This window comes from Streptomyces sp. CA-135486, from assembly GCF_050936555.1.
In the GTDB taxonomy this organism is placed as follows: Bacteria; Actinomycetota; Actinomycetes; order Streptomycetales; family Streptomycetaceae; genus Streptomyces.
In genome coordinates, this window is the sequence record NZ_JBNJMM010000001.1 from 2234005 (window position 1) to 2255142 (window position 21138).

The window sequence follows — 21138 nt, forward strand, 5'->3', positions numbered from 1 at the left end:
CGTTAGGACTGTGGAAACACAGTCCATGACTGGGAGCCCGGATGATCGACACACCGACCCTCGTGGACCAGTACTGCCACGGAGTGCTCCGTACGGAGCTGGGCCTCGGCACCTTCGAGGCGCACCTTGGCAGGACCGCGGGACCGCCCGCCCCGGGCACCACCTTCTTCGACACCCAGACCGGCTTCGCGGTACGGCGCTGGTGCCCGCCGCTGCTGGGTCTTGAGCCGCACTGCCCGCCCGCCCGCTATCTCGCCCGCCGCCGTGAGCTGGGTGTGCTGGAGGCGGGCAGGCGGCTGCTCAGGGGCAGCGGAATCTCCACCTATCTGGTGGACACCGGGCTGCCGGGAGATCTGACCGGGCCGCCCGAGATCGCCGCGGCGGGTGCGGCCGAGGCGCGGGAGATCGTGCGCCTGGAACTGGTCGCGGAACAGGTCGCCGACACCTCGGGCACGGTCGACAGCTTCCTCGCCAACCTCGCCGAGGGCGTCCACGGAGCCGCCGCGTCCGCCGTCGCCTTCACCTCCGTCGCAGCCGTGGGACACGGGCTCGCCCTCGCCCCCGAGCCGCCCGGCCCGGGGGAGGTCCGCGGGGCGGCCGGACGCTGGCTGGCCGGACGGCAGGTCGGCGGCCCGCTCACCGACCCCGTACTGGTGCGGCACGTCCTGTGGATCGCGGTCGCGTCGGGGCTGCCGCTCCAGCTGCACGTCGGCGTGGAGGACCCGATGCTGATGGCCGGCTTCGCGGCCGCCACTGCGGGACTCGGCACCGATCTGGTGCTGCTGCACGGCTATCCGTACCACCGCCATGCCGCACATCTGGCGAGCGTCTTTCCGCATGTGTACGCGGATCTGGGACCCGCCCTCGTGCATACGGGGGCGCGGGCCGCGGCCGTCCTCGCGGAGATCCTGGAGCTCGCGCCGTTCGGGAAGCTGCTCTTCTCCAGCGGTGCGCGCGGGCTGCCCGAGCTGCATGTGGTGGGCGCGCGGATCTTCCGCGAGGCGCTCGCGCGGGTGCTCGGAGGCTGGGTCGGCGACGGGGCCTGGGCCGGTGCGGACGCGGACCGGGTCGCCGCGATGATCGCGGCGGGCAATGCACGCCGTATCTACGGACTGTCCGACGGGTGACCAACGGGTGCGCGCCGGGTGCCGGACGCGGCTGTCAGGCGTTCGACAGCGCCGGGTCGGCCTGGGCCGGGACCTCCGCGGTCTCCTCCGGGCGCTCGCGCAGGCTCAGCGCGAGCCGCACCACCGCGATCCACATCAGCCCGGAGCCGAGCATATGGGCGGCGACCAGTGCCTCCGGGACATGCGTGAAGTACTGCACATAGCCCACCGCCCCCTGGGCGAGCAGCACGAGCAGCAGGTCCCGGGCGCGCGCCCGGATGTCGTCGGGGGCGTCGACCACCCGCAGCACCAGCCACATCGCGACGGCGAGTGCGCAGACCACCCAGGCGGCGGCCGCGTGGACATGTGCGGCGTCCACCCAGTCCCACGGCATCCGCGGCACCTCGCTGCTGTCGCCGGCGTGCTTGCCCGAACCGGTCACTGAGGTGCCCAGGGCGATGAGCAGTGCCGAGGTGACGACGATCGCCCACGACAGTTTGCGGACCGGGCGCGGGACGCGCGGGCGCGGTGTGCCGTCGCCCTCGCGGGCCCGCTGCCAGGTGACGGTGGCGACCGTGAGGAGCCCGGTGGCGAGCATGAAGTGACCCGCCACGGTCCAGGGGTTGAGGCCCGCCATGACCGTGATGCCGCCGAGAACGGCGTTGCCCATCACGATCCAGAACTGCGCCCAGGCCAGCCGGGTCAGCCGCCGTCTCCGCGGCTTGGCCGCGCTCGCCGCGACGATCGTCCAGCCGACGGCGGCCGACAGGACGTAGGTCAGCATCCGGTTGCCGAACTCGATCGCGCCGTGGATGCCCTGCGCGGGCGTGGCGAAGAGGCTGTCGTCCGTGCACTTGGGCCAGGTGTCGCAGCCGAGACCGGAGCCGGTCAGCCGGACCGCGCCGCCGGTGACGATGATGACCACGCTCATGACGACGGCGGAGAGCGCGGCGCGCCGCACCGTCTCAGGGGTGGGCGTCCAGCGCTTGGCGATGTGGGCGAGGGGGGTTTGCACGGGCTCTATCGTAGGGCGGCGATTGTGCACGTTTTCACGAGGGGTCGGTCCCGGCCGTTCGGGGCCGCTTCCCGGGCCGGGTTCCGTTCGGTTCCTGGGTCGGTTCCCGGGCCGGGTTCCGTTCGGTCCGGGGTCAGGACGGCGCGTACGTCCTTCGGAAGCACGAGCCGTCCAGATGGTCCTCCTCCTCCCACCACACCGCGATCCGCCAGTGCGCCGAGGTCGGCGGCCGGTACGGCGAGTTCAGGAACGCGTCCGTCAGCTCCGCCCCGACCGCCGCCGCGCTGCGGTCAGTGACGGCGTCCATGCCGCGCCAGGGATACGTCATCGGACGCCAGGTCCCGTCCGCCGCATCCCGTATGTCGAACCGCCACACCGCGCGCCAGGACCGCGCCCGCAGGATCCTGCGGACCTCCGCGCCCTCCAGCCGCAGCCCCTCGGCGATCGCATCCGGCTCCACGCCCTCGATGCGCGCAGCCACCACGGCGAGCGGCAGCAGCCGTGCCGGAAGCAGCTCCTGGGCACGCAGCCGGATCAGGCCCTCGTCGAAGGGGCAGCGCCGCAGCCGGCGTTCCAGCTGGTCGCCGAGGTGCTCCAGGGCGGCGGCATGCCTGGACTCGCTCGCCTCGGAGCCCGGCCACAGGCCATGGAACTCCCGCTCCGCCCGCACCGCCCAGGCCGCGGCCTCCACCGGCTGCCCCAGCTCCTCCAGCCGGTCGCCGAGGAAGACATGGGCCTGGGCAAGACCCTCCCGGTTGTGCGGGTCCGACGGGTCAAGACCCTCCCAGACCTCGATGGCCCGACGGGTGGCCGCCAGCGCTGCGAGCCCGTCCTCGCGATCGCAGGGCGGTGGCTGTTCACCTTCCGGCTGGAACGCGTACCGCGGCAGACCCAGCTCGTCGCTCAGCGGCTCGGCGAGATAGACGGCCTGGCTGATCAGCGCCCTGGCGTACCAGCGGGCGTGCTCCGGGTCGTGCCGGGCGGGCTCCTCGCAGCGCAGGACCGCCTCGCCGACGGCGGTCAGAGCCTCCGTGCGGCGGCCGGTGTCGAAGTGGTGGCGCGCCAGATCGCCGTACCGCATGCTGAGCCTCGCGGTGAGCGAGAGGTCGTCCTCGGCGTGCGGGGCGAGCGCGGCGATCAGTTCCGTCAGCATGCGCTCGCGTGCGCGGGGTGAGACGCCGGGCCTGCCGGACCTGACCTTGGCCCATTCCGCGTCCAGTCGCAGTGCGGCAGTCCGCTCCATCGAGGCCTCCCACCGTGCGGATCCCGGGCGGATCTTGGGAGGCTCATACTGGCCCGTTGGTCAGTGCGAACGGAAGACACCTGGACCGGCGGAAGACCTGCGGACTCCGCGCCGCTCACTCCCAGCGGAACAGCCGGGCAGCAGCGCCCAGGCCGAGCACCGCCCAGGCGGCGAGGATGCCGAGATCGCCCCATGGCATCGCGGCACCGTGCTGGAGCACATCGCGCAGACCGTCCGAGAGCGCCGAGATCGGCAGCAGTGCGAGGACCGACTGGACGCCGTCCGGGAACCTGTCCAGCGGCACGATCACTCCGCCGCCGACCAGGAGCAGCAGGAAGACCAGGTTGGCGGCGGCCAGCGTCGCCTCGGCCCTGAGCGTCCCGGCCATCAGCAGCCCGAGGCCGGAGAAGGCGGCCGTGCCGAGAACGAGCAGCAGCAGCACGGCGAGTGGGTTGCCGTGCGGGGACCAGCCGAGCGCGAAGGCGATGACCGTCAGCAGGACGATCTGCAGCACCTCGGTGACCAGCACGGAGAGGGTCTTCGCGGTCATCAGCGCCCAGCGGGGGAGCGGCGATGCACCGAGCCGCTTGAGTACGCCGTACCGCCGCTCGAATCCCGTCGCGATGGCCTGGCCGGTGAAGGCGGTGGACATCACGGCGAGGGCGAGGACACCGGGGGTCAGGAAGTCGACCGCCTTGCCTGCTCCCGTGTCGATGATGTCGACCGTCGAGAACAGCACCAGCAGGAGCGACGGGATGATCACGGTGAGCAGCAGCTGTTCGCCGTTGCGCAGCAGCATCCTCGTCTCGAACGCCGCCTGCGCCGCGATCATCCGCCCGACCGGAGCCGCCCCGGGGTTCGGCGTGTACGTACCGGCGCTCATCAGCGCAGCTCCTTACCGGTCAGCTCCAAGCTGTGCCTTCCCGGGGGGCACTGTGCCGCATAGCGGCTTCGCCGCGGGCCGGACCCCCGGCCGAGACCGGCGTCGTCCCGCGCCATCACCGCAGCTCCTTACCGGTCAGCTCCAAGAACACGTCCTCAAGGGTGTGGCGCTCGACCGAGATGCCGTCCGGCATCACGCCGTGCTGCGCGCACCAGGACGTCACGGTCGCCAGCAGCTGCGGGTCGACCTGACCGGTGATGCGGTACGCGCCGGGCGTGAGCTCCGCCGCCTCCGTGCCGTCCGGCAGCGCCTTCAGCAGTGAGCCGACGTCGAGGCCCGGCCGGCCGGTGAACCGCAGGGTGTTCTCGGCGCCGCCGCGGCAGAGCTGCTCCGGGCTGCCCTGGGCTATGACCCGGCCCGCGTCGATGATCGCGACATTGTCCGCAAGTTCTTCGGCTTCGTCCATGAAGTGCGTGGTCAGGACGGTGGAGACGCCGTCGGCGCGGAGCTCGCGGACCAGCTCCCAGGTGGATCTGCGGGCCTGCGGGTCCAGGCCCGCGGTCGGTTCGTCCAGGAAGACGAGCTCGGGGCGGCCGACGATGGCCATCGCCAGTGCGAGCCGCTGCTGCTGGCCGCCGGAGAGCCGCCGGTAGGTGGTGCGGCCGCAGTTGCCGAGGCCGAGCCGTTCGATGAGCGTGTCCACATCGAGGGGGTGGGCGTGCAGCCTCGCCGTGTGGCGGAGCATCTCGTCGGCGCGGGCGCCCGAGTACACCCCGCCGGACTGGAGCATCACACCGATCCTGGGCCGCAGCCTCGCCGCGTCGGCGACGGGATCGACGCCGAGGACCCGCACGGTGCCCGCGTCGGCACGGCGGTATCCCTCGCAGGTCTCGATCGTGGTGGTCTTGCCGGCTCCATTGGGGCCGAGGACGGCGGTCACGCAGCCGTGGGGGACCTCGAGGTCGAGCCCGTCCACGGCCGTCTTGGATCCGTATCGCTTGACCAGGCCACGGATCTGGACGACGGACTCGCTTCGCATGCCGGGAAGTCTAGGCGGGGGTCGAAGGCCCCTGAGGAGCGGGGCCGGGACGCATGGGGGGCCGGGGGTGGAATGGCCTGAACTGGCTCCTGAGGCGTTCTTCACATGAACCTGCCAATTCCTTCACGATCGAGTGTCGGTACGGACCCACTCACGAAGGAGAGTTCGTGGCTAGACGCACCCCGGGACGGCGCAGAGCCTTCGCCGCCCTGACCGCAGCGGCCGTGGCCCTGCCCATCGCCCTCGGCGCCGCCCCGGCCCAGGCACAGCAACCCGACGCGGCCTTATCCGCCGCACCGTCCGCGTATCGGACCAAGACCGAGGCCGGCGTCCTCGCGCAGCTCGACGCCAAGGACAGGGCGACCTTCTGGGTCGCCCTGACGCATGAGGCCGACACATCCGCGGCCCGCAGGGCCAAGGGCAAGACCGCCAAGGCGCGCACCCTGTACGAAACGAAGCTGGCGTACGCGAAGAAGTCCCAGGCCGGGCTGCGGGCCCTGCTGAACGGCGCAGGCGCCCGCTACGAGTCCTTCTGGATCGCCAACACACTCAAGGTGACCGCCGGCAAGGCGCTCGCCGAGAAGATCGCGGCCCGCTCGGACGTCGCAGCGCTGGAGGCCGACGACCCGATCACCATCCCCGACCCGCTGCCGGGCCGGAACGAAGCGCGTCCGGACGCCGTCGAGTGGAACATCGACCGGATCAACGCCCCCAAGGTCTGGTCCGAACTCGGCATACGCGGCGAGGGCGTGGTCGTCGCCAGCATCGACTCCGGCGTGCAGGTCGACCACCCGGCCGTGAAGGCCAAGTACCGCGGGCTGAAGCCGGACGGCAGCCTCGACAACGCCTACAACTGGTTCGACCCGGCCAAGATCTGCACCACCGCCGCGCCCTGCGACAACAACGGCCATGGCACCCACACCATGGGCACCATGGTCGGCGACGACGGCGCGGGCAACCAGATTGGCGTCGCCCCCGGCGCCAAGTGGATCGCCGCCAAGGGCTGCGAGACCAGCTCCTGCAGCCGCGACTCGCTGCTCCGCTCCGGCCAGTGGATCGTCGCCCCCACCGACCCCGCGGGCGCCAACCCCCGCCCCGACCTCGCACCCGATGTGGTGAACAACTCCTGGGGCAGCGCCGTCATCGACCCCTGGTACAAGGAGGTCGTGCAGTCCTGGCGGGACGCGGGCATCTTCCCGGCCTTCTCCAACGGCAACAGCGGTCCGGGCTGCAACACCTCCGGATCGCCCGGCGCGTACACGAACTCGTACTCCTCCGGCGCCTTCGACATCAACAACACCATCGCGTCGTTCTCCTCGCGCGGCACCGGTGAGGCCGGCGGCCCCAAGCCCAATCTGGCCGCCCCGGGCGTCAACGTCCGCTCCTCATGGACCGGCGGCGGCTACAACTCCATCTCCGGTACGTCGATGGCCTCACCCCACACCGCCGCCACCGTGGCGCTGATGTGGTCGGCCTCGCCCGCGATCCGCGGCAATGTCGCCGAGACCGAGAAACTCCTCGACGCCACCGCCGTCGACGTGGACAACACCGGTTGCGGCGGCACGGCCGCCGACAACAACGTCTTCGGCGAGGGCCGCCTCGACGCGTACGCCGCCGTCACGGCGACCCCGCGCGGCGCGCTCGGCTCGGTCAGCGGCAAGGTCACCACCGCGGCCGGCCCGCTCGCCGACGCCACCCTGCGCTTCGAGGGCCCGATGGAGACGACACTCACCAGCGGCGCCGACGGCGGCTACGCCCTGCCGAAGCTGATGGTCGGCGAGTACAAGGTGAGTGTCGCCAAGTTCGGATACGTCACCGCGCAGGGCTCCGTCACCGTCGTCGAGAACGGCAGCACGGTCAGGGACTTCGCGCTCGACGAGGCGGCCTTCGCCGATGTCACCGGCAAGGTCACCGGTTACGCCGGTGCCGAGCCGGGCGCCGTCGTCACCGCCCAGGGCACCCCGGTCACCACCAGGTCCGCCGCCGACGGCAGCTACACGCTGCGCCTCCCGGTCGGCACGTACGACCTCGCCGTCACCCCCGGCCACCGCTGCGCATCGGCGACCAGCGTGCGCGTCGAGGTCAGCGGCAATACGGCGAAGGACATCGTGCTGCCCGACCGGACCGACGCCTTCGGCACCGCCTGCGCGCTGGGCGGCGGCGACTTCCCGGCCGGCGCCACCAAGCTGGCGTACACCAGCACCACCTTCGGCACGGCCTCCTTCGAGCTGCCGTTGCCGGTGGCCTTCTACGGCCGCACCTACCGGGCGGCGACCGCGTCCATCGACGGGGTGCTCTCCTTCGGGACGGCCTCCACATCCAGCAGCAACAGCACCCTGCCCACCAGCTTCGCCCCGAACGGCTCGCTCTATCCGTTCTGGGACAACCTCACGGTCGACGCCGACGCGGGCGTGTACTGGTCCGCGACCGGTACCGCCCCGCACCGGAAGATCGTCGTCGAGTGGCGCAATGCGCTGATCGCGGCGACCACCTCCGAGCGGGTCTCCTTCGCGGCGGTCCTCGGCGAGGACGGCTCCGCGTCCTTCCACTACAAGGACATCTCCGGAACCGGTTTCGAGAACGGCTCGGGCGCGACCATCGGCGCCGAGAACGCGACCGGCACCGACGCGCTGCTCTACTCCTTCAACGAGGGCACCGTTCGCGACGGCCTGAGCATCGGCTTCCGTACCACCAAGAGCGCAGTCGTGGCCGGACGGATCACCGACGCCAACGACGGCAAGCCGGTCGCGGGCGCATCCGTGGCCGTGAGCAGCGGCGGCGCGGCGACCGGCAGCGACACCACCGGCGCCGACGGCGGCTATCTCCTCCAGGTGCCCGCCGACGCTCCGTACGACATCGCCGTCTCCGCCCCCGCCTACACCGGGGCGAGCGCACGGCAGACCCCGAAGTCCGGCGAGATCGCGGTGTCCGACGCCGTGCTCAAGACAGGCCGGGTGGCCGCCGACAGCGCCTCGCTGACCGTCGTCGCACCGGCGGCCCAGCAGCGCACCCGCACGCTCACCCTCGCCAACACCGGCTCCGACACGCCCTTCACGATCGCCGAGAAGGACGGCAAGAGCTGGATCAAGGTGGCGCCGGGCACCGGACAGCTGGCCGCCGGGGCAACCCAGAAGGTGGTTCTGAGCGTCGACACCACGGGAGCCGCTCCCGGCACGGTCCTGACCGGGACCCTGCAGCTGAAGTCCGAGAGCGGCCGCAGGCCCGTGATCGACATCCCGGTGAAGGTGGTCGTTCCCGCCTACCGGACGGCCATCGACACCGGCACGGCCACGTCCTCGGTGGACGCGCTGGGTGACACCTGGAGCCCGGACCGCAAGCACGCCGCCGGCGCGTACGGATATCTGGGCAGCGCCAGTCAGCTCTCCACCAGCCGGGCGATCACCGGGGCTGCCGACCCGAAGCTCTACCGGACCGCCCGGCAGGGCATGTACGAATACCGCTTCGACGGGCTGCCGGCCGGCACCTACCGGATCGAGCTGGGCTTTGCCGAGCTCAGCTCCAAGGACCCGACGGACCGGGTCTTCGACGTGATGGCCGAGGGGACGCAGTACGTACCGAACCTCGATCTGGCGCTTGAAGCGGGCGTCCGGACCGCGCACGACCGCGCCTTCACGGTCCAGGTGACGGACGGCCAGCTCAACCTGCGATTCGTGGCGAATTCCGGCAAGACTCTGGTGAATTCGATCAGGGTTACCGACCGCCCCGATCTTGTGGGCTGATTCGCAGGGAAATACCTGGTCAGGGCCCGTCCGGCGAAAGCCGGCGGGCCCTGAGCTTAGGTGACCCTTAGTGATGAAGCGCACCGGCTCACGCCTTGGACGGCAGTTGTCAGCGCCAGAGGAATTACGCAACAATGGTGTTGTGAAAAACGTTGGCGAGGCTCCCCACGAGGAACTCGCGACCGGTGAGCGTTCTACGCGCAACCGTGTCGCGCGCTCCATCCTGGACCACGGCCCCTCCACCGTCGCCGATCTCGCGACCCGGCTCGGCCTCACCCAGGCAGCCGTACGCCGCCATCTCGACTCGCTCGTCTCCGACAATGTGATCGAGCCCCGCGAGCAGCGGATCTACGGCGCGCGCACGCGGGGGCGGCCCGCGAAGGTGTTCGCCCTCACCGACTGCGGGCGGGACGCCTTCGACCAGTCCTATGACACGCTGGCCGTCGACGCGCTCCGCTGGATCGAGCGGACCGCCGGCGGCGGGGCAGCGGGAGAGGCGGCCGTCGCCGCCTTCGCCCGGGCCCGGCTCGAGACACAGGCGGTGGCCTACCGCGCGGCGATCGACGCCGCGCCACCCGAGGAGCGCACCGAAGCGCTGGCCAAGGCCTTGAGCGTCGACGGGTACGCTGCTACGGCGCGTAGCGCACCGATCGGCGAACAGCTCTGCCAGCACCACTGCCCGGTCGCCCATGTCGCCGAGCAGTACCCACAGCTGTGCGAGGCGGAGACGGAAACGTTCTCCCGCCTCCTGGGAACGCATGTGCAGCGTCTGGCCACCATCGCCCACGGCGACGGCGTCTGCACCACGTTCATCCCGCACGGCGCCCCACAGACCACCACACCACCAGCATCTGAAAGCACGGCCGGGAGGAACCCCGCATGACTCTCCCCACGGAGACTGCCCACCCCGAACTCGAGGGTCTGGGTACGTACGAATTCGGCTGGGCCGACTCCGACGCGGCAGGCGCCGCGGCCAAGCGCGGTCTCTCCGAAGCCGTCGTACGCGACATCTCGTCGAAGAAGAACGAGCCGGAGTGGATGCTGAAGCTGCGCCTGAAGGGGCTGCGGCTGTTCGACAAGAAGCCCATGCCGAGCTGGGGCTCGGACCTGTCGGGCATCGACTTCGACAACATCAAGTACTTCGTGCGCTCCACGGAGAAGCAGGCGGAGTCCTGGGAGGACCTGCCCGAGGACATCAAGAACACCTACGACAAGCTCGGCATCCCCGAGGCGGAGAAGCAGCGCCTGGTCGCCGGCGTCGCCGCCCAGTACGAGTCCGAGGTCGTCTACCACCAGATCCGTGAGGACCTGGAGGAGCAGGGCGTCATCTTCCTCGACACGGACACCGCGCTGAAGGAGCACCCTGAGCTCTTCCAGGAGTACTTCGGCACGGTCATCCCGGTCGGCGACAACAAGTTCGCCTCGCTGAACTCGGCCGTGTGGTCCGGCGGATCGTTCATCTACGTGCCGAAGGGCGTGCACGTCGACATCCCGCTGCAGGCCTACTTCCGTATCAACACGGAGAACATGGGTCAGTTCGAGCGGACGCTGATCATCGTCGACGAGGACGCCTACGTCCACTACGTCGAGGGTTGCACGGCCCCGATCTACTCCTCCGACTCGCTGCACAGCGCCGTCGTCGAGATCATCGTCAAGAAGGGCGGCCGCTGCCGCTACACGACGATCCAGAACTGGTCGAACAACGTCTACAACCTGGTCACCAAGCGGGCCGTGGCCTACGAGGGCGCGACCATGGAGTGGGTCGACGGCAACATCGGCTCCAAGGTGACGATGAAGTACCCGGCCGTCTACCTGATGGGCGAGCACGCCAAGGGCGAGACCCTGTCCATCGCCTTCGCGGGCGAGGGCCAGCACCAGGACGCCGGCGCCAAGATGGTCCACATGGCCCCGAACACCTCCTCCAACATCGTCTCCAAGTCGGTGGCGCGAGGCGGCGGCCGCACCTCCTACCGTGGTCTGATCGAGATCGGTGAGGGCGCGCCGGGCGCGAAGTCCAATGTGCTCTGTGACGCGCTGCTGGTCGACACGATCTCCCGCTCGGACACCTACCCCTACGTGGACGTCCGCGAGGACGACGTGTCCATGGGCCACGAGGCGACCGTCTCCAAGGTCTCCGAGGACCAGCTCTTCTACCTGATGAGCCGTGGCATGACCGAGTTCGAGGCGATGGCGATGATCGTGCGCGGCTTCGTCGAGCCGATCGCCAAGGAACTGCCGATGGAGTACGCGCTGGAGCTCAACCGGCTGATCGAGCTGCAGATGGAGGGCTCTGTGGGCTGAGCGCCCGGCAGCGACGACCAACGACCCCGGGCTCAGCCGCTGAGCCCCGAGCGCGCCGCACGGCGGCAGGGCAGGGCAGCGCCGAAAGGCGCCGCCCCCCGGCCGCCGACGGCGGGCGAGTACGACGAGGCAGAAAGCGAGCAGTACGACAGCCATGGCTCAGGCCCAGAACATCCCGGCGGGTGCCACCACCTCCGGCTCCATCACGGCGGGAGCCGTCGCGGTGGCCGCCGAGTCGACCGTCGCCACCCGCATGAGTGCGCCCCCGTCTTTCGACGTGGCGGATTTCCCGGTGCCGCACGGCCGCGAGGAGGAGTGGCGTTTCACTCCCCTGGAGCGGCTGCGCGGTCTGCACGACGGCACCGCGATCGCGACCGGCAACGGCATCAAGGTCGACATCGACGCGCCCACGGGCGTCGTCATCGAGACCGTCGGCCGTGACGACGCGCGGCTCGGCAGGGCCGGCACCCCGGTGGACCGGGTCGCCGCCCAGGCGTACTCCTCGTTCGAGAAGGCCTCGGTCGTCACCGTGCCCAAGGAGACGGTGCTCACCGAGCCGGTCCGGATCGCCGTGCACGGCGAGGGCGGCACCGCCTTCGCCCACCAGATCATCGAGCTCGGCGCGTTCGCCGAGGCCGTCGTGGTCATCGACCACACCGGTGACGCGGTGCTCGCCGCCAACGTCGACTATCTGCTCGGCGACGGCGCGAAACTCACCGTCGTCTCCGTCCAGGACTGGGACGACAAGGCCGTCCATGTCTCCCAGCAGAATGCGCTGGTCGGCCGGGACGCCTCCTTCAAGTCGATCGTCGTGACCTTCGGCGGCGACGTCGTACGTCTCCACCCGCGCGTGCAGTACGCGGGCACCGGCGGCGAGGCCGAGCTCCTCGGTCTGTACTTCACCGACGCCGGCCAGCACCAGGAGCACCGCCTCCTGGTGGACCACAACGCCCCGCACTGTCGCTCCAACGCCGCCTACAAGGGCGCGCTGCAGGGCCAGGACGCGCACGCGGTGTGGATCGGCGACGTCCTGATCGAGGCCAAGGCCGAGGGCACGGACACCTACGAGATGAACCGCAACCTCGTCCTCACGGACGGCGCGCGGGTCGACTCCGTGCCGAACCTGGAGATCGAGACCGGTGAGATCGTCGGTGCCGGTCACGCCTCCGCCACCGGCCGCTTCGACGACGAGCAGCTCTTCTATCTGCAGTCCCGCGGCATCCCGGCCGACGAGGCCCGCCGTCTGGTGGTCCGCGGCTTCTTCGCCGAGCTGGTCCAGAAGATCGGCCTGCCCGACGTCGAGGAGCGCCTGCTCGCCAAGATCGACGCGGAGCTGGAGGCATCCGTCTGATGGCCTTCGTCCGAGCCTGTGGGCTGAGCGAGCTGGAGGAGGGCACCCCCAAGCGGGTGGAACTCGACGGCACGCCCGTGTCCGTCGTCCGCACCGAGGGGGAGGTGTTCGCGATCAACGACATCTGCTCGCACGCGAACGTCTCGCTCTCGGAGGGCGAGGTCGAGGACTGCTCCATCGAGTGCTGGCTGCACGGCTCCAGCTTCGACCTCCGTACCGGTAAGCCGAATGGCCTGCCCGCGACGCGCCCCGTCCCCGTATACCCCGTACAGATCGAAGGGGACGATGTGCTCGTCTCCGTCACCCAGGAGTCCTGAGTCACCCATGGCAACGCTTGAAATCCGCGACCTGCACGTCTCCGTCGAGGCCGAGAACGGCCCCCGCGAGATCCTCAAGGGCGTCGACCTGACCGTGAAGCAGGGTGAGACCCACGCCATCATGGGCCCCAACGGCTCCGGCAAGTCGACCCTCGCGTACTCCATCGCGGGCCACCCCAAGTACACGATCACCAGCGGCACCGTGACCCTCGACGGCGAGGACGTCCTCGAGATGACCGTCGACGAGCGCGCCCGCGCCGGCATGTTCCTGGCCATGCAGTACCCGGTCGAGGTCCCCGGCGTCTCGGTCTCCAACTTCCTGCGTACATCGGCGACGGCGATCCGCGGCGAGGCCCCCAAGCTCCGTACGTGGGTGAAGGAGGTCAAGACCGCCATGGAGCAGCTCCAGATGGACCCGGCCTTCGCCGAGCGCAATGTGAACGAGGGCTTCTCCGGCGGTGAGAAGAAGCGCCACGAGATCCTTCAGCTGGAGCTCCTCAAGCCGAAGATCGCGATCCTCGACGAGACCGACTCCGGCCTGGACGTCGACGCGCTGCGCCAGGTCTCCGAGGGCGTCAACCGCGTCCACGCGACCGGCGAGGTCGGCACCCTGCTGATCACGCACTACACGCGCATTCTGCGCTACATCAAGCCCGACTTCGTGCACGTGTTCGCGAACGGCCGCATCGCCGAGTCCGGCGGCGCCGAGCTCGCCGACAAGCTCGAGGCCGAGGGCTACGAGGCATACACGAAGGGTGGCGTATCCGCGTGACACAGCTGCCGGGCCTCCTCGACACCGAGGCGATCCGCAAGGACTTCCCGATCCTGGACCGTTTGATCCACGATGGGAAGAAGCTCGTGTACCTGGACAACGCGGCGACGTCACAGACGCCGCGCCAGGTGCTCGATGTGCTGAGCGAGTACTACGAACAGCACAATGCCAACGTCCACCGCGGTGTTCATGTGCTCGCCGAGGAGGCCACGGCGCTGTACGAGGGCGCCCGTGACAAGGTCGCGGCCTTCATCAACGCGCCGAGCCGCGACGAGGTGATCTTCACGAAGAACGCCTCGGAGTCGCTCAACCTGGTGGCCAACATGCTCGGCTGGGCCGACGAGCCCTACCGCGTGGACCGCGAGACCGAGATCGTCATCACGGAGATGGAGCACCACTCCAACATCGTTCCGTGGCAGCTGCTGTCGCAGCGCACCGGCGCGAAGCTGAAGTGGTTCGGCCTCACCGACGACGGCAGGCTCGACCTGTCCAACCTCGACGAGATCATCACCGAGAAGACGAAGATCGTCTCCTTCACGCTGGTCTCCAACATCATGGGCACGGTCAACCCGGTCGAGGCCATCGTCCGCCGTGCGCAGGACGTCGGCGCCCTGGTGCTGCTCGATGCCTCACAGGCCGCGCCGCACATGCCGATGGACGTCCAGGCGCTCGGCGCCGACTTCGTGGCCTTCACCGGCCACAAGATGTGCGGCCCGACCGGCATCGGCGTGCTCTGGGGCCGCCAGGAGCTGCTCGAGGATCTTCCTCCGTTCCTCGGCGGCGGCGAGATGATCGAGACGGTGTCGATGCACTCGTCGACGTACGCCCCCGCGCCGCACAAGTTCGAGGCCGGTACGCCCCCGATCGCCCAGGCCGTCGGCCTCGGCGCGGCCGTGGACTACCTCACCTCGATCGGCATGGACAAGGTCGCCCAGCATGAGCACGCCCTCACCGAGTACGCGGTGAAGCGGCTGCTCGAGGTCCCCGACCTGCGCATCATCGGCCCCACCACGGCCGAGGAGCGCGGCGCGGCGATCTCCTTCACGCTGGGAGACATCCACCCGCACGACGTGGGCCAGGTCCTGGACGAGCAGGGCATCGCGGTCCGGGTCGGTCACCACTGCGCGCGGCCCGTCTGCCTGCGGTACGGAATTCCTGCGACCACGCGAGCGTCGTTCTATCTGTACTCCACGCCGTCGGAGGTCGACGCGCTGATCGACGGGCTGGAGCACGTCCGGAACTTCTTCGGCTGAGGGTTGGGTGACTGGTGAAGCTTGATTCGATGTACCAGGAAGTCATCCTGGACCACTACAAGCACCCTCACGGGCGTGGTCTGCGGGATGGCGATGCCGAGGTGCACCACGTCAATCCGACGTGCGGCGACGAGATCACACTCCGTGTGAAGTACGAGGGCTCGCTGATCGCGGACGTCTCGTACGAGGGCCAGGGCTGCTCCATCAGCCAGGCCAGCGCCTCCGTACTGAACGAGCTGCTGGTCGGCAAGGAGCTCGCCGAGGCGCAGAAGATCCAGGCGACCTTCCTGGAGCTGATGCAGTCGAAGGGCCAGATCGAGCCGGACGACGCGATGGAAGAGGTGCTGGAGGACGCGGTCGCGTTCGCCGGTGTCTCCAAGTACCCGGCCCGGGTGAAGTGTGCGCTGCTGAGCTGGATGGCATGGAAGGACGCGACGGCGCAGGCGCTGTCCGAAGGGAAAACGGCATGACTGACAACGAGACCGCCACGGTGAAGCCGGCTTCCGAGGAGGAGGTCCGCGAGGCGCTGTACGACGTCGTCGACCCCGAGCTGGGTATCGACGTGGTCAACCTCGGCCTGATCTACGGCATCCACATCGACGACTCCAATGTCGCGACCCTGGACATGACGCTGACGTCCGCGGCGTGCCCGCTGACCGACGTCATCGAGGACCAGGCGAAGTCGGCGACGGACGGCATCGTCAATGAGCTGAAGATCAACTGGGTCTGGATGCCGCCGTGGGGCCCGGACAAGATCACGGACGACGGCCGCGAGCAGCTGCGCGCGCTGGGCTTCAACGTCTGAGTCTGTGTACTGATGCGCGTAGGGCCCCCGGCGGTGAGCCGGGGGCCCTACGCGCATGTGTGCGTGCCACCCTGTGGGCATGGGGCTGAAGCTGTATCAGATCGCCGTCGACGCACACGACCTGAAGGGCCTGGCGCGCTTCTGGCGCCAGGTCCTGGACTGGAAGGTCGTCTACGAGGCCGATGACGAGGTCGTCATCGGCTCGAGCGAGACCGCCCTGCCGGGGATCGCCTTCCTCCCCGTACCCGAGCCGAAGACGGTCAAGAACCGGTTGCATCTCGACCTGACGCCCGACGACCAGGCCGCGGAGGTCGAACGGCTGCTGGCGCTCGGCGCGCGACGGGCGGACGTCGGGCAGGGGGAGGACGCGACGTGGGTGGTGCTGGCGGATCCCGAGGGCAATGAGTTCTGCGTGCTGCGGCCGAAGAAGACGCTGCTCGACTAGCTCGACTGGTACGAGGGCGGCGCGGTGGCCGCCGCCTCCGCCAGGGCCGGGGCCAGGTTCTCCTTGCGGATGCGCTGGTCGACATAGAGCAGGCTCGTCACCAGCTGAGGGAACACGGCGACGAAGATCTGGCCGATCAGCTGACTCACCATCACCACGATCAGCACGCCGCCGAGGGAGACCAGGACCTGTGAAGCCGTCGGGTCGGGGCCGAGGTCCGAAGTGCCCACCGTGCCGGGGAACATGCCCAGCAGGTTGACCGGCAGCTGGATGAGGTAGCTCGCCACGCCCGCGATGACCGCGGCGAGAAGTGCGGTGCCGAAGATCCGCCACCAGTCGCCGCGGACCAGGTGCGAGGAGCGGCGCATCGCCGCGAGGGCGCCCTGGCGTTCGAAGACGGCGGCCGCGGGGGCGAGGCTGAACTTCACCCAGAGCCAGACGCCCACCGGCGCGGTGGCCAGGGCGCCGAGGAAGGCCAGCGGGGGCACGATCAGCGGCCCGGAGTCCATCGCGATGAGCGCGATCACCAGGGTGACGAAGGCCGTGAGGAACAGCGCGAGCGGGATCAGGAAGATCAGAGAGGTGAGGAACACCGTGCCGATGACGGCCGGTGCGCCCGCCGCGGCCCGTCGCCAGACCACGCCGAAGGTGGTGGGCCTGCCCAGCACGGCGTCCTGGAGAGTCGCCGGGCAGGCGGCATGGAGCATCGCGGTGGCGAGCAGCATCGTGATCATGGCGACGCCCCATACGGCGAGGAACGCGAAGAGCAGCGGCCGGATGTCCTCCCAGGCCGGGGCCTGCCCTTCGTCGAGGTGCTTGATCCTGTCGAGGTGGTCGCCGACGAGGGCGTAGGCAATCGCCAGGGCCACGCCGGCGACGGCTGCCGCCGCTCCGTACGCGGCCAGGGCTGTGCCGAGCAGCTGCTTCCAGTGGCGGCCGATCGTGGCGAACGCCCCGCCCAGGATGTCGCCGAGGCCGAGCGGGTGCAGGGGTATCACCCCGGGCTTGGGCGGCGGCGGGGGCATCCAGCCGCCCCAGCCGGGAGGAGGTCCGGCCGGGGGGATGTTTCCGTAAGCCACTGAGGTGTCTCCCGTGCGTCGTATGTCTGGGGTGCCTGATCGGACGGGACACCGTAGCGGGGCGGCGCCGGTGGGGTCACCGCGGCCCCCGCGCCTCGTTCCTCGGCTCGTTTTCCGCCTCGTTTTTCGCTTCCCGCCGCGTCTCGCTCCTTGTCTGCGCCGTCGCCTCGCGCAGTGCGGGCGTCGCCTGCTCGAAGTAGCGGAGCAGGACGCGCAGTTCGTCGGGGCCGAAGCCCTCGAAGACCTCGGCCATCCGGCTGCGGGCAGCGCCGAAGGCGGCCTCGTCCTGTTCGCGTGTGAGCGGCACGGCCTCGACGACGACGCGCCTGCGGTCCGCCGCGTCGGGCCCGCGGCGGACCCAGCCGGCCCGCTCCAGCCGGTCGACCAGCCGGGTGGTGGCGCTCTGCGAGAGGCCGATGCGTTCGGCGAGTGCGCCGGTGGTGAGGGGGCCCGCGAGCTCCAGGGCGTTGAGGGCGTACACATCCGTGGGGTTCTGCCCGAGGGTGTCGGCGGCCGCCTGGCCGTGCAGGACGACGGCGGTCAGATAGCCGCGGTAGACGTCCGCGAGCCGCCCGAGCAGCGGTCCGCGGTCCTGGTCCTGGTTGGACATGACACTCCATCCCGTCCATTGCATGTATGCAAGCAAGGTTAGTCCGGTTTCCGAGTCGCCGACGAGTTGTGTACGCATGTACGCAACGATGTGTACACTCGTACGCATGGGATACGGACTGCTGGCTGCGGCGATCGCGGCGGAGGTGGCCGGGACGACGGCCATGAAGTACAGCGAGGGCTTCACCAGGCTCTGGCCCTCGTTGCTGACCGTCGCGGGCTATGTGCTCGCCTTCTCGCTGCTCGCGCAGACGCTGAAGACGCTGTCGGTGGGCACCGCGTACGCGATCTGGGCCGGTGCCGGCACAGCCGCGATCGCCGCGATCGGCATGCTCTTCCTGGGTGAGTCGACCAGCCTGGCCAAGATCGCGGGCATCGCGCTGGTGATCGCCGGGGTCGTCGTGCTCAACATGGGCGGTGCGCACTGATGGGCCGGCGGTACGACCCCGAGCGGCGGCAACGGATCATCGACGCGGCGATCCGGGTGGTGGGCAGCAAGGGGATCGCCGGGCTCAGCCACCGCTCGGTTGCGGCGGAGGCGGATGTGCCACTCGGTTCGACCACGTACCACTTCGCCTCGCTCGACGAACTGCTGGTCGCCGCGCTGCGCCAGACCAATGAGGGCTTCGCGGCGGCGGTGCGCAACAGCGGCGCGCTCGCCGACCCGGAAGCCGACCTCGCCGGGGAGCTCGCCCGGCTGATGGGGGAATGGCTCGCGGGCGAGCGCACCGGGGTGGAGCTGGAGTACGAGCTCTACCTGGCGGGCCTGCGGCGGCCGGCGCTGCGGCCGGTCGCCGCGGAATGGTGCGAGGGGCTCGCGGAGCCCCTGGCCAGGCGGACCGATCCGGTCACGGCGCGGGCGCTGGTGGCGCTGATGGACGGGATCTGTCTGCAGGTGCTGCTGACGGATGCGCGGTACGAAGAGGAGTACGCGCGGGAGATGCTGGCGCGGATCATCGACGCGAGCGCCTGACGGGACGCGCCGTGCGGGGCCCGCCTGGCGGGGGTGACACCCCGGCGCCAGGTCGTCGGCCCCCGGCACGGGGCCCTCGGCGGAGGCGGCCGCGCGCGCCGGGGGCGACCGGGAACTGAGACCGGTTCGCCCCCGCGGGCCCCGGGCGGTTAGCGTTCGACCATGACTGACTCGCCCGACAGCACCACTGCTACTCGCACCACCGGCGCCGTCGCCGCCGGACTCGCCACCCTCGCCGCCGACGGCACCGTCCTCGACACCTGGTTCCCCGCCCCCGAGCTCGTCGCCGAGCCCGGCCCCGCCGGGACCGAGCGGCTGACCGCCGAGCGGGCCGTCGAGCTGCTCGGCGAGGGCGCCGCCAAGGCGATCGGCCCGGACGCCCGCCGCGGCGTCGAGGTCGTCGCCGTCCGTACGGTCATTGCCTCACTCGACGACAAGCCGCTGGACGCCCACGACGCGTATCTGCGGCTGCACCTGCTGAGCCACCGGCTGGTCAAGCCGCACGGCCAGAGCCTGGACGGCCTCTTCGGGCTGCTTGCCAATGTCGCCTGGACCTCGCTCGGCCCGGTCGCCGTCGACCAGGTGGAGACCGTGCGGCTGAACGCCCGCGCCGAGGGTCTGCACCTCGCCGTGACGAGCGTCGACAAGTTCCCGCGGATGACGGACTACGTCGCGCCCAAGGGCGTACGCATCGCCGACGCCGACCGCGTCCGGCTCGGCGCGCACCTCGCCGAGGGCACCACCGTCATGCACGAGGGCTTCGTCAACTTCAACGCCGGCACGCTCGGCACGTCGATGGTCGAGGGCCGCATCTCCGCGGGCGTCGTCGTCGGCGACGGCTCGGACATCGGCGGCGGCGCGTCCACCATGGGCACCCTCTCCGGCGGCGGCAACGTCCGCATCGTCATCGGCGAGCGCTGCCTGATCGGCGCCGAGGCGGGCGTCGGCATCGCGCTCGGCGACGAGTGTGTCGTCGAGGCCGGCCTGTACGTCACGGCCGGCACCCGCGTCACCATGCCCGACGGGCAGATCGTCAAGGCCCGCGAGCTCTCCGGCGCCGGCAACATCCTCTTCCGCCGCAACTCGGTCACGGGCGCGGTCGAGGCCCGCCCGAACAACGCGGTCTGGGGCGGTCTCAACGACGTCCTGCACCACCACAACTAGGCGCTGAGCAGCTCCTCGTACGCCTTGAGCAGCTCCTCGTACGCATTCCGCAGCCCGTCGACCGCCTCGCGGCCGACGGGCTGCAGCGGTTCCCGGACCGGGCCCGCGGCCAGCAGCGCCTTGGCCGTCACCGTGCCCGGCAGTCCCGACGCCATCATCAACTCGGTCAGCGGGAGCGTGAGTTGATGGAGCCGCGCGGCCTCGGCGGTGGCACCTTTGTCGTACGCGTCGAGCACCGCGCGCAACTGCCGCGCGGCCACATTCGCCACCGTGCTCACAAAGCCCGCGCCGCCCACCGCGTACAGCGGCAGATTAAGCTCCTCGCTGCCCGAGTAGTACGCCAGCGAGGTGCGCGCGATCACCTTGGCCGAGCCGAGCAGGTCGTACGAACAGTCCTTGACGGCCACGATGCGCGGATGGTCCGCCAGCCGCAGCAGGGTCTCCACCTCGATACGCGTGCCGGTGCGGCAGGGGATGTCGTACAGCATCACGGGTAGTCCGGTGGCATCGGCGACGGTTCTGAAGTGTGCCTCGACCGCGTCCTGCGGCGGGCGGCTGTAGTACGGAGTGACCACCAGCAGTCCGTCCGCGCCCGCCTCTTCGGCCGCCCGGGCCAGCTCGACGGTGTGGCGAGTGGAGGATGTACCGACACCCGCCACCACGTACGCGCTCTCTCCGACCGCCTCGCGCACGGCCCGTACCAGCGCGGTCTTCTCGGCGTCGTCGGTCGTCGGGGACTCGCCGGTGGTGCCGCTCAGGACCAGTCCGTCGCAGCCTTCGGCCACCAGGCGGACGGCGAGCCGCCCGGCCGCCTCCGAGTCCAGTTCACCGGCGGGGCTGAAGGGCGTGATCATCGCGCAGAGCGCGCGGCCGAAAGGGCGTGGTGTGGTCATGCTCCGCAGTCTCGACCCTCCGACTGTGAAGGTCTACTTAGTTCTTCTTGGGGTGAGGGGAAAGCAAGACTGAACAGTGATCACCAGTGGTGACGTGGATGGCCGAACTGGACGCCACCGCCTGGGCAGTTGACCTCAACCATGGTTGAC

Annotated in this window: 21 protein-coding genes; 14 read left to right on the plus strand and 7 right to left on the minus strand. The window is 70.3% G+C overall.

Annotated features, from left to right (window positions below; translation table 11 throughout):
* The first annotated feature begins 41 nt into the window (after positions 1-41).
* Positions 42-1127, plus strand: a complete 1086-nt coding sequence (locus tag ACQEVG_RS10115) for an amidohydrolase family protein (protein ID WP_432980217.1) — start codon at positions 42-44, stop codon at positions 1125-1127.
* Between the two features lie 34 nt (positions 1128-1161).
* Here the strand turns inward: ACQEVG_RS10115 and ACQEVG_RS10120 are convergent, their stop codons facing one another.
* The 4 genes from ACQEVG_RS10120 to ACQEVG_RS10135 all read right to left on the minus strand — a co-directional run bounded on the left by ACQEVG_RS10120 (position 1162) and on the right by ACQEVG_RS10135 (position 5286).
* Entirely contained in the window at positions 1162-2121 is a 960-nt protein-coding gene (locus ACQEVG_RS10120; RefSeq protein ID WP_432980220.1) for a COX15/CtaA family protein, read from the minus strand.
* A gap of 133 nt (positions 2122-2254) precedes the next feature.
* Positions 2255-3364, minus strand: a complete 1110-nt coding sequence (locus ACQEVG_RS10125) for a hypothetical protein (RefSeq protein ID WP_432980223.1) — start codon at positions 3362-3364, stop codon at positions 2255-2257.
* 115 nt (positions 3365-3479) lie between these two features.
* Complete coding sequence (locus ACQEVG_RS10130; protein ID WP_432980226.1) at positions 3480-4247, minus strand: ABC transporter permease; 768 nt, start codon at positions 4245-4247, stop codon at positions 3480-3482.
* Between the two features lie 115 nt (positions 4248-4362).
* Positions 4363-5286, minus strand: coding sequence for an ABC transporter ATP-binding protein (locus tag ACQEVG_RS10135; RefSeq protein ID WP_432980229.1), 924 nt, complete (start codon positions 5284-5286; stop codon positions 4363-4365).
* Positions 5287-5453: 167 nt separating this feature from the next.
* On the opposite strand from ACQEVG_RS10135, the gene ACQEVG_RS10140 reads away from it, so the two are divergent.
* The 10 genes from ACQEVG_RS10140 (at position 5454) to ACQEVG_RS10185 (ending at position 16270) form a co-directional block, all read left to right on the plus strand.
* The gene (locus ACQEVG_RS10140) at positions 5454-9026 is read left to right on the plus strand and encodes a S8 family serine peptidase (RefSeq protein ID WP_432980232.1); all 3573 of its coding nucleotides are present in this window, start codon (positions 5454-5456) and stop codon (positions 9024-9026) included.
* Positions 9027-9168: 142 nt separating this feature from the next.
* Positions 9169-9909, plus strand: coding sequence for a helix-turn-helix transcriptional regulator (locus tag ACQEVG_RS10145; RefSeq protein ID WP_432980235.1), 741 nt, complete (start codon positions 9169-9171; stop codon positions 9907-9909).
* Positions 9906-11327: a Fe-S cluster assembly protein SufB gene (gene sufB / locus ACQEVG_RS10150; RefSeq protein WP_432980238.1), complete on the plus strand. Its 1422-nt coding sequence runs from the start codon at positions 9906-9908 to the stop codon at positions 11325-11327. The genes ACQEVG_RS10145 and sufB overlap by 4 nt, the downstream gene beginning before the upstream one ends.
* 154 nt (positions 11328-11481) lie before the next feature.
* Positions 11482-12678, plus strand: coding sequence for a Fe-S cluster assembly protein SufD (gene sufD, locus ACQEVG_RS10155; RefSeq protein WP_432980241.1), 1197 nt, complete (start codon positions 11482-11484; stop codon positions 12676-12678).
* The gene (locus ACQEVG_RS10160; RefSeq protein ID WP_432980244.1) at positions 12678-12995 is read left to right on the plus strand and encodes a bifunctional 3-phenylpropionate/cinnamic acid dioxygenase ferredoxin subunit; all 318 of its coding nucleotides are present in this window, start codon (positions 12678-12680) and stop codon (positions 12993-12995) included. Before sufD ends, ACQEVG_RS10160 begins: the two co-directional genes overlap by 1 nt.
* A gap of 7 nt (positions 12996-13002) precedes the next feature.
* Complete coding sequence (gene sufC / locus ACQEVG_RS10165) at positions 13003-13767, plus strand: Fe-S cluster assembly ATPase SufC (RefSeq protein ID WP_360873709.1); 765 nt, start codon at positions 13003-13005, stop codon at positions 13765-13767.
* Entirely contained in the window at positions 13764-15020 is a 1257-nt protein-coding gene (locus tag ACQEVG_RS10170; protein ID WP_432980247.1) for a cysteine desulfurase, read from the plus strand. The genes sufC and ACQEVG_RS10170 overlap by 4 nt, the downstream gene beginning before the upstream one ends.
* Positions 15021-15034: 14 nt before the next feature.
* Entirely contained in the window at positions 15035-15490 is a 456-nt protein-coding gene (sufU, locus tag ACQEVG_RS10175) for a Fe-S cluster assembly sulfur transfer protein SufU (protein ID WP_404726103.1), read from the plus strand.
* Positions 15487-15825, plus strand: coding sequence for a metal-sulfur cluster assembly factor (locus tag ACQEVG_RS10180; protein WP_360873700.1), 339 nt, complete (start codon positions 15487-15489; stop codon positions 15823-15825). The genes sufU and ACQEVG_RS10180 overlap by 4 nt, the downstream gene beginning before the upstream one ends.
* 79 nt (positions 15826-15904) lie before the next feature.
* Positions 15905-16270 carry a VOC family protein gene (locus ACQEVG_RS10185; RefSeq protein ID WP_432980252.1) on the plus strand — a complete coding sequence of 122 codons (366 nt, stop codon included), beginning with the start codon at positions 15905-15907 and terminating at the stop codon, positions 16268-16270.
* Here the strand turns inward: ACQEVG_RS10185 and ACQEVG_RS10190 are convergent.
* Positions 16267-17349 carry a hypothetical protein gene (locus ACQEVG_RS10190; RefSeq protein WP_432980255.1) on the minus strand — a complete coding sequence of 361 codons (1083 nt, stop codon included), beginning with the start codon at positions 17347-17349 and terminating at the stop codon, positions 16267-16269. The two genes, ACQEVG_RS10185 and ACQEVG_RS10190, sit on opposite strands and share 4 nt — an antisense overlap.
* 76 nt (positions 17350-17425) lie before the next feature.
* On the minus strand, positions 17426-17959 hold the full coding sequence (locus ACQEVG_RS10195; protein ID WP_432980258.1) for a MarR family winged helix-turn-helix transcriptional regulator: 534 nt from the start codon (positions 17957-17959) through the stop codon (positions 17426-17428).
* Between the two features lie 88 nt (positions 17960-18047).
* Here ACQEVG_RS10195 and ACQEVG_RS10200 point away from each other — a divergent pair, with 88 nt between their 5' ends.
* The 3 genes from ACQEVG_RS10200 to dapD all read left to right on the plus strand — a co-directional run bounded on the left by ACQEVG_RS10200 (position 18048) and on the right by dapD (position 20095).
* Positions 18048-18386 (plus strand): DMT family transporter, encoded by a 339-nt coding sequence (locus tag ACQEVG_RS10200; protein ID WP_432980261.1) that lies wholly within the window; start codon positions 18048-18050, stop codon positions 18384-18386.
* On the plus strand, positions 18386-18931 hold the full coding sequence (locus ACQEVG_RS10205; RefSeq protein ID WP_432980264.1) for a TetR/AcrR family transcriptional regulator: 546 nt from the start codon (positions 18386-18388) through the stop codon (positions 18929-18931). The genes ACQEVG_RS10200 and ACQEVG_RS10205 overlap by 1 nt, the downstream gene beginning before the upstream one ends.
* Before the next feature lie 162 nt (positions 18932-19093).
* The gene (gene dapD, locus ACQEVG_RS10210) at positions 19094-20095 is read left to right on the plus strand and encodes a 2,3,4,5-tetrahydropyridine-2,6-dicarboxylate N-succinyltransferase (protein ID WP_432980267.1); all 1002 of its coding nucleotides are present in this window, start codon (positions 19094-19096) and stop codon (positions 20093-20095) included.
* Here dapD and dapA read toward each other — a convergent pair.
* The gene (gene dapA / locus ACQEVG_RS10215) at positions 20092-20988 is read right to left on the minus strand and encodes a 4-hydroxy-tetrahydrodipicolinate synthase (RefSeq protein WP_432980271.1); all 897 of its coding nucleotides are present in this window, start codon (positions 20986-20988) and stop codon (positions 20092-20094) included. The two genes, dapD and dapA, sit on opposite strands and share 4 nt — an antisense overlap.
* Positions 20989-21138 lie beyond the last annotated feature (150 nt).